This is a genomic window from Nocardia farcinica, from assembly GCF_029867845.1.
Lineage (GTDB): Bacteria > Actinomycetota > Actinomycetes > Mycobacteriales > Mycobacteriaceae > Nocardia > Nocardia farcinica_A.
This window is the reverse complement of sequence record NZ_JARWRU010000118.1, coordinates 1-7,069: the sequence shown is the minus strand read 5'-3', so window position 1 is coordinate 7,069 and position 7,069 is coordinate 1. Positions and strand designations below refer to the sequence as shown.

7 protein-coding genes are annotated in these 7,069 nt (G+C 70.8%); 6 read left to right on the top strand and 1 reads right to left on the bottom strand.

All coding sequences use genetic code 11. The annotated features are described in order from the left end of the window. Nucleotides 1-79: 79 nt before the first annotated feature. Nucleotides 80-451 (bottom strand): nuclear transport factor 2 family protein, encoded by a 372-nt coding sequence (locus QH283_RS02285; RefSeq protein WP_280501362.1) that lies wholly within the window; start codon nt 449-451, stop codon nt 80-82. 134 nt (nt 452-585) lie between these two features. On the opposite strand from QH283_RS02285, the gene QH283_RS02280 reads away from it, so the two are divergent. The 6 genes from QH283_RS02280 (at nt 586) to QH283_RS02255 (ending at nt 7,030) form a co-directional block, all read left to right on the top strand. After that, entirely contained in the window at nt 586-2,073 is a 1,488-nt protein-coding gene (locus QH283_RS02280) for an FAD-binding protein (protein WP_280501361.1), read from the top strand. Nucleotides 2,074-2,267: 194 nt separating this feature from the next. Further along, entirely contained in the window at nt 2,268-3,215 is a 948-nt protein-coding gene (locus tag QH283_RS02275) for an SMP-30/gluconolactonase/LRE family protein (RefSeq protein WP_280501360.1), read from the top strand. Nucleotides 3,216-3,251: 36 nt separating this feature from the next. Then, the gene (locus tag QH283_RS02270) at nt 3,252-4,157 is read left to right on the top strand and encodes an SDR family NAD(P)-dependent oxidoreductase (protein WP_280501359.1); all 906 of its coding nucleotides are present in this window, start codon (nt 3,252-3,254) and stop codon (nt 4,155-4,157) included. A gap of 34 nt (nt 4,158-4,191) precedes the next feature. Further along, entirely contained in the window at nt 4,192-5,421 is a 1,230-nt protein-coding gene (locus QH283_RS02265) for a cytochrome P450 (protein ID WP_280501358.1), read from the top strand. A gap of 10 nt (nt 5,422-5,431) precedes the next feature. After that, nucleotides 5,432-5,755, top strand: coding sequence for a 2Fe-2S iron-sulfur cluster-binding protein (locus tag QH283_RS02260; RefSeq protein WP_280501357.1), 324 nt, complete (start codon nt 5,432-5,434; stop codon nt 5,753-5,755). A 3-nt stretch (nt 5,756-5,758) separates the two neighbouring features. Next, on the top strand, nt 5,759-7,030 hold the full coding sequence (locus QH283_RS02255) for an NAD(P)/FAD-dependent oxidoreductase (RefSeq protein ID WP_280501356.1): 1,272 nt from the start codon (nt 5,759-5,761) through the stop codon (nt 7,028-7,030). Nucleotides 7,031-7,069 lie beyond the last annotated feature (39 nt).

Genomic DNA, 7,069 nt, shown 5'->3' with positions numbered 1-7,069 from the left:
CCACCCCGCCGGGCTCTGGCGCCCCGCGGGGGGGGGGTCACCCGGGGGGGGGGGGTCCGCGCCGGGGGTCCGCCGGGCGTCAGCCGGTCACCACGTCGTCGGCGCTCCAGATCGCCCGCATGCTGGTGATCAGGCCCTGCTCGTCGAAGGTCATCACGTCGATCGGTTCGATGGTGACGGTGCCGTTCGGCAGTGCGGTGGTGACCCGGAAGTGGAAGGCCGCGGTGTCGCCGGCGATCCGCAGTGTCAGCAGTTCCATCGTGGTGTCCACGCCGTCGAGCCCGCGATAGAAGGCGGCGATCGCCTCCCTGCCCACGCGCACCTCGGCGCCGACCGGGTCTTCGAGGGTGGCGTTCTCGGCGTAGAGCGCGGCGATCTCGGCGGAGCCGGCCGTGCTGATGCGACGGGCGTATTCGGTGACCGTTGACCGGATGCGGGCGGCGGTGGGCATGGGACGTCCTTTCTCGACGGCGCGCTCGGCCGTCACGGCCAAGGGGAGCAGACGGCGATCCCGCGGCGGGTGCTGTGTTCCATTGGGCGGGAGACGCTCTGGTGCGTGGGTGTGTCGCGGGTCACTGTTGCGGCATGAATGCGGATACTCCCGAAGCGGTGGCACTCGACACGGTGCGCGAGTGGTCGGACGAGGTCGACGTGGTGGTGATCGGGGCGGGCATCGCGGGCTGCTGCGCGGCCGCCGAAGCCGCGGCGGCGGGGGCGCGCGTGCTCGTGCTCGAACGCGCGGCCGCCGCCGGCGGCACGTCGGCGATGGCCGGTGGCCACTTCTACCTCGGCGGCGGCACCCCGGTGCAGGTCGCGACAGGCCACAGCGACTCGGCGGAGGAGATGCAGAAGTACCTCACCGCCGTCTCGCCGCGACCCGACGTGTCCAAGATCCGGGCCTACTGCGGCGACAGCGTCGAGCACTTCCACTGGCTGGAGGCGCTGGGGTTCGAGTTCGAGCGCAGCTTCTACCCGGAGAAGGCGGTGATCCAGCCGGGGACCGAAGGCCTGATGTTCACCGGCAACGAGAAGGTCTGGCCGTTCTGTGAGCTGGCGACGCCGGCGCCACGGGGACACAAGGTTCCGGTGGCAGGCGACACCGGAGGCGCGGCGCTGGTCGTCGACCTGCTCGTGCGGCGGCTGGCCGAACTCGGCGTCCGAATCGACTACGAGACCGGCGCCACGCACCTGGTGCGCGAGGACAGCGGCGCGGTGGCGGGTGTGCGCTGGAAGCGCGGCCGTGAGCAGGGCGCCATCCGGGCGGGCTCGGTCGTGCTCGCGGCGGGCGGGTTCGTGATGAACGCGGAGATGGTGCGCGCGTTCGTGCCCGCGCTGGCCGAGAAGCCCTACACCCTCGGGTCGAGTTACGACGACGGGCTCGGCATCCGGCTCGGCATGTCGGTGGGTGGTGCGGTCGAGCAGATGGATCAGTGTTTCGTCACCGCGCCGATCTATCCTCCCGCTCGGCACCTGACCGGGATCGTGGTCAACGCCCTCGGCAAGCGATTCGTCGCCGAGGACTCCTATCACGCCCGCACCGCGGGCTTCGTCCTCGAACAGCCCGGCGCCCGCGCCTATCTCATCGTGGACGAGGCGCACCTGGAGAAGCGGGACTTCCTGCTGGTGCCGTTCATCGACGGCTGGGAGACCGTGGCCGAGATGGAGGCGGCGCTGCGCGTGCCCGAGGGCAGCCTCACCGAGACGTTGGCGCGCTACAACGAGCACGCCGCGCTCGGGCAGGACCCCGACTTCCACAAGCGGCCCGAGTATCTGGAGCCGCAGGACAGCGGACCGTGGGCGGCTTTCGATCTCTCCCTCGGCGCGGCCTCCTATGCCGGGTTCACTTTGGGCGGGCTGCGCACCACGGCCGACGGTCAGGTGCTGCGCGCCGACGGGTCGATCGTCGCCGGGTTGTACGCGGCCGGCGCGTGCGCGCCGAGCCTGGCCCAGGACAGCAAGGGCTATGCCAGCGGCACCCAGCTCGGCGCGGGCTCCTACTTCGGCCGCAGGGCGGGCAGACATGCCGCCGCCCGTGCGCGCGACGATGCGCGGATCGGTGGAAATGCCCGCTGAGCGGGCGATTCCCGCCCCTGCCCCGGCTGGTCTCCCGCTGAATGGGAGCCCGTCTCCCGGCACGTGAGCCGGGCCCTATCGTCTCGACATGCCAAGTCCCTGTGACCCAGTTCACGCGTGAGTCGCTCGCTCCCACCGGCTCCGCCGCCCGCGCAGCGGGCTCCATCGGTCACCGTTCCCGGAAGGTCCACATCATGACCAATCCCGTCGACACCGTCGCTGCCGCCGTCACCGCCGCCGGCGCCACGACGTTCGAGGCCCGCAAGGTCTCGAGCGGATACTCCTGGCCGGAGTGCCCGCGGTGGCACGAGGGCGCCTTCTGGTTCTCGGACATGTACACCGGAACCCTCAAGACGCTCGACGCCGACGGCAACGCCACGGTCGTCGTCGACGCGACCGGCCGCGCCGCGCACACCGACGTGCCGATCACGCTGGGCGGGTTCGGCTGGCTGCCCGACGGCCGCCTGATCGTGGTGTCCATGCACGAGAAGCTGCTGCTGGTGCACAACGGCGGCGCCCCCGACGATCTGAGCGTCTACGCCGACCTGTCCCCGTTCACCCTCGCCGCCGCCAACGACATGGTCGTCGACGCCGACGGCCGCGCCTACGTCACCCAGCTGGGCTTCGACCTGTTCAAGGGGGAGGAGCCCGTGACCTCGCCGCTGATCGTGGTCGAGCCGGACGGCACCGTCGGCACCCCCGAGAAGGTCGGGCCGCTGTTGTGCGGCAACGGAATCGCCATCAGCGCCGACGGCACGAAGGTCTACGTCGCCGAGGTGATGGCCTTCAAGATCACCGTGATCGACCGCGCTCCCGACGGGACCCTGTCGAACCCGCGCGAATTCGCCACCTGCCCCTTCATGCCCGACGGCATCGGTCTCGACGCCGACGGCGGAGTGTGGGCGGCGATGCCCGGCGGCGGCTACGTCGCGCGCTTCACCGAGTCGGGCATCACCGACGCGGTGGCGCTGCCGCTGGAGCAGGGCATCGCCTCGGCCTGCCTGCTCGGCGGCCCCGACCGCGGCACCCTCTACATGACCGTCGGGTTCGAGGTCTTCGACTTCGAGAAGTCGGCCCGTGAGGCCCAGGGCGCCATCTGGGTGGCCGAGGTGGCCCATCGCGGCGGCGACACCCGCCCCTGACCGGTCCGTGACGACCAGGAAATCGAGGAAAGAACAATGACAACACTGGATTTCAGTGATCGCGTGGTGGTCGTCACCGGCGCCGGACGCGGCATCGGCCGAGCCCACGCCCTGCTGCTCGCCGCTCGCGGCGCCTCGGGGGGGGTGGGCGAGCGGGGCGCGAGCAGCGACGGCTCCGGCGTGGAGGGCGACGATCCGGCGGCCGACGTGGTCGCCGAGATCACCGCCGCGGGCGGAAAGGCCGTGGCCTGCAACGCCGATGTGTCCACCGAGGACGGCGCTCGCGCCCTGATCGACGCCGCGGTCTCTGCCTTCGGCGGCCTCACCGGCGTGGTGAACAACGCGGGCATCGTCCGCACGGCTCCCTTCGACCAGGTGCCGGACGAGGAGTACCAGCGTCATCTCGACGTCCACTACTTCGGCACGCTGCGGGTCTGCCGGGCGGCCTGGCCGCACCTGCTGAAGGCGGAGAATCCGCGGATCGTGAACACGATCTCCCAGGCGATGCTCGGCAATCCCGGCATGGCCCACTACGGCGGCTCCAAGGGCGCGGTGTTCGGCCTGACCCGCAACCTCGCGCTGGAGGGTCTGGCCGCGGGCATCAAGGTCAACGCGATCGCGCCCGGCGCGGGCACCCGCATGGCCGAGGCCTCGGCCGACACGCTCTCGCCGGAGATCATGGAGTACATGCGCACGGCGCTGCTGCCCGAGCATGTCGCGCCGGTCGCGGCCTACCTGCTGCACCCGTCCTGCCAGGTCACCGGTGAGGTGTTCAACGTGGCGGGCGGCATCGTCAACCGGCTGGCGCTGGTCAACACCGTCGGCATCCACGACCCCGGTCTGACCGTGGAGACGGTCGCCGAGCAGTTCGAGCAGATCATGGCGATCACCCCCGAAGCGCTTCCGCAGGTGGTCGCCCCGGCCCAGATGCCGGTCTCCTGAATCCACCGCCGAACCGCTACGACTGGAGTCTGTCATGAGCACAACCGAGACGGCTGTCCCCACCGACTATCCGTTCCCCCCGGTGCCGCCCGCCGACGCGGTGGCCCGTTATCGCGCGATCGCCGCCGAACGACCCATGACCAAGATGACGATGCCCTACGGCGGCGACGTCTGGGTCATCCACCGCAACTCCGCGGCGCGGGAGATGCTGGGCGACGGCCGATTCGTCCGCGAGCCCTTCCGCACCGGTGAGCGGGTGGTCCCGTACTTCCTCGATTTCCCCGACTTCCTCAAGACCACACTGCAATTCGAGGACCCGCCGCATCACACGAAGCTGCGCAAGCTGGTCCAGCGCTCGATCTCGCCCAAGCGGGTCAAGGCCATGCGGGATTCCGCGGTGGAGTTCGCCAACGAGCTCATCGACCGGATGATCGAGAAGGGCGCTCCCACCAACCTGGTCGACGACTACGCGGTCGCGCTGCCGATCCAGATGATCGCCAACCTGCTCGGTGTGCCGCCCGAGGACCGGCCGAAGTTCCAGAAGTGGAGTTCGGCGACCCTGGCGGTGTCCGGCATGACCGAGGAGGAAGTCACCGCCAACATGACCGAACTGGTCATGTACATCATGGCGCTCATCGAGGAGCGCAGGAAGAACCCGCGCGAGGATCTGCTCAGCGATCTGGCCAACGCCCGCGACAAGGACGAGACGCTCACCGACGGCGAGATCATGCCCATCGCCCTGCTGCTGGTGATCGCGGGCTTCGACAACACCGCCACCTTCATCGGGTCCGGCGTGCTGGCCCTGCTGCGCAATCCCGACCAGCTGGCCGTCTTCCTCGAGGACCCCGACGCGGTCGCCCCGACGGCGGTCGAGGAGATCCTGCGCCACGGCCGGATGCCGCTGGGCGACAAGGTCGCCGGTGGCGGCGGCCTCGTGCCCTTCGTGGCCACCGAGGACGTGGAGCTGGACGGCCAGCTGATCGCGAAGGGCGAGGCCGTGCTGGTCGACCCCGGCTCGGTCAACCACGACGGCATCGCCATGGAGCGTCCCGAGGTCTTCGACATCCGCCGCGAGACCAACCTGCACCTGACCCTCAGCTACGGCCTGCACCACTGCCTCGGCGCGCCGCTGGCACGGATGGAGATGCAGATCGCGCTGGCCGAGTTGTTCAAGCGGCTGCCGAATCTGAAGCTGGACGGCGAGATCGTCATCGACCACAGCAATCTCACCCAGCCGATCACGCACCTGCCGGTCACCTGGTAGGAGAGCGCCGATGCCCAAAGTGTTCTACACCCAGCCCGGCGGCGAGGTGAAGGTCGTCGACGGCGCCGTGGGCGACTCGGTGATGGCGACCGCCGTCAAGAACGGCGTGAAAGGCATCGTCGGGCAGTGCGGCGGCACGCTGTCGTGCGCGACCTGCCACGTCTATCTCGATCCCGCCGAGGCCGGGCGGTTTCCCGAGCCCGGCGAGGACGAGGACGACATGCTGGAGTGCACCTCCTCGGACCGTGCGGACACCTCCCGGCTGTCGTGCCAGCTCCTCCTCGCCGAGGGAGCCGACGATCTGCACGTGACCGTCCCCGAGACGCAGGTCTGAGCGATGACGGTGGATCAGGACACCTGCGGGGCCCGGCCACCACGCAGTGTCGTGGTGGTCGGGGCCTCACATGCCGGAGTGCAGTTCGCCGATCGGCTCCGGGCCGAGGGGTACCGGGGCGAGATCACCCTCGTCTCCCACGAGCCGTACCTGCCGTATCAGCGTCCCCCGCTGTCGAAGGCCTGGTTGAAGGGCGCCGCGACCGAGGAGTCGTTGCTGCTGCGCGATCCTGGCCATTACCGTGACCAGGACATCGAGCTGCTCATCGGGGTCGGCGTGGCGCGGGTCGAGCGCACCGGCGACGGTGTCGTGATCCGCCTCGCGGACGGCCGGACCCGGCGCTTCGACCGTCTGGTGCTGGCCACCGGGGCTGCCGCCCGCCGCCCGCGCCTGCCCGGTTCCGAGCATCCCGACGTCCTCGTGCTGCGCGAGCTCGACCACGCCAAGTCCCTGGCCGGGCGGGTCGCGGCCGGACCGATGGTGGTGATCGGCGGTGGCTTCATCGGGCTGGAGGTGGCGGCCACGGCCAGAGCGCTCGGGGCCGAGGTCACCGTGGTGGAAGCGGGTCCACGGCTGCTGGCTCGCGCGGTCGGTGAGGAGACCGCGCGGACGCTGCTCGAGGCCCACCGGGCCATGGGCACCGAGGTGCTGCTCGCCACCGTGCCCAGCGAGATCGTGCACGACGAATCCGGGGTGCGCGGGGTCCGGCTCGCCGACGGCCGCGAGATCCCCGCCGCCACCGTCCTGCTCGGCGTCGGCGCCGAGCCGCGCACCGAGCTGGCAGGCCAACTCGGCCTGGCGTGTGCGGACGGAATCATCGTCGACGAGCGCTGCCTGGCCTCCGACGGCTGGACCCTGGCCATCGGCGACTGCACGGTGCACCACTCGCCCGCGGGCGGGCGGTACCGCCTGGAATCGGTGGACAACGCGGTGGAACAGGCCAACGCCGCCGCGGCGACCCTGCTCGGCGCGCCGGCGCCCGAACGACCCGCCCCCTGGTTCTGGTCCGATCAGGGCGACCAGAAACTCCAGATCGTGGGGTTGATGGGCGGGCACACCGCGATGCGACTTCGCGTCGACCCGGACCGGCCGAGGCGGCGGGTGGCGCTGTACTTCGCCGAGGACACCCTGATCGCCGCCGAATGCCTCAACTCGCCCGCCGACTTCCTTGCGCTGCGCACGGCGTTCGCGCGCGGCAGACGACCGGGGCCGGCCGAACTGTCCGATCCCGGTGTGCCACTGAAGAAACTGCTGTCGGCCGCCGTGCCGAGCTGATCGGCGGGCGGACCCGGTCCGCACACACCGCGGCCCCCG

Coding starts and splice junctions, on each gene's coding strand:
- QH283_RS02285 (WP_280501362.1), bottom strand. CDS start 451: ATGCCCACCGCCGCCCGCATCCGGTCAACGGTCACCGAATACGCCCGT.
- QH283_RS02255 (WP_280501356.1), top strand. CDS start 5,759: ATGACGGTGGATCAGGACACCTGCGGGGCCCGGCCACCACGCAGTGTC.
- QH283_RS02275 (WP_280501360.1), top strand. CDS start 2,268: ATGACCAATCCCGTCGACACCGTCGCTGCCGCCGTCACCGCCGCCGGC.
- QH283_RS02260 (WP_280501357.1), top strand. CDS start 5,432: ATGCCCAAAGTGTTCTACACCCAGCCCGGCGGCGAGGTGAAGGTCGTC.
- QH283_RS02265 (WP_280501358.1), top strand. CDS start 4,192: ATGAGCACAACCGAGACGGCTGTCCCCACCGACTATCCGTTCCCCCCG.
- QH283_RS02270 (WP_280501359.1), top strand. CDS start 3,252: ATGACAACACTGGATTTCAGTGATCGCGTGGTGGTCGTCACCGGCGCC.
- QH283_RS02280 (WP_280501361.1), top strand. CDS start 586: ATGAATGCGGATACTCCCGAAGCGGTGGCACTCGACACGGTGCGCGAG.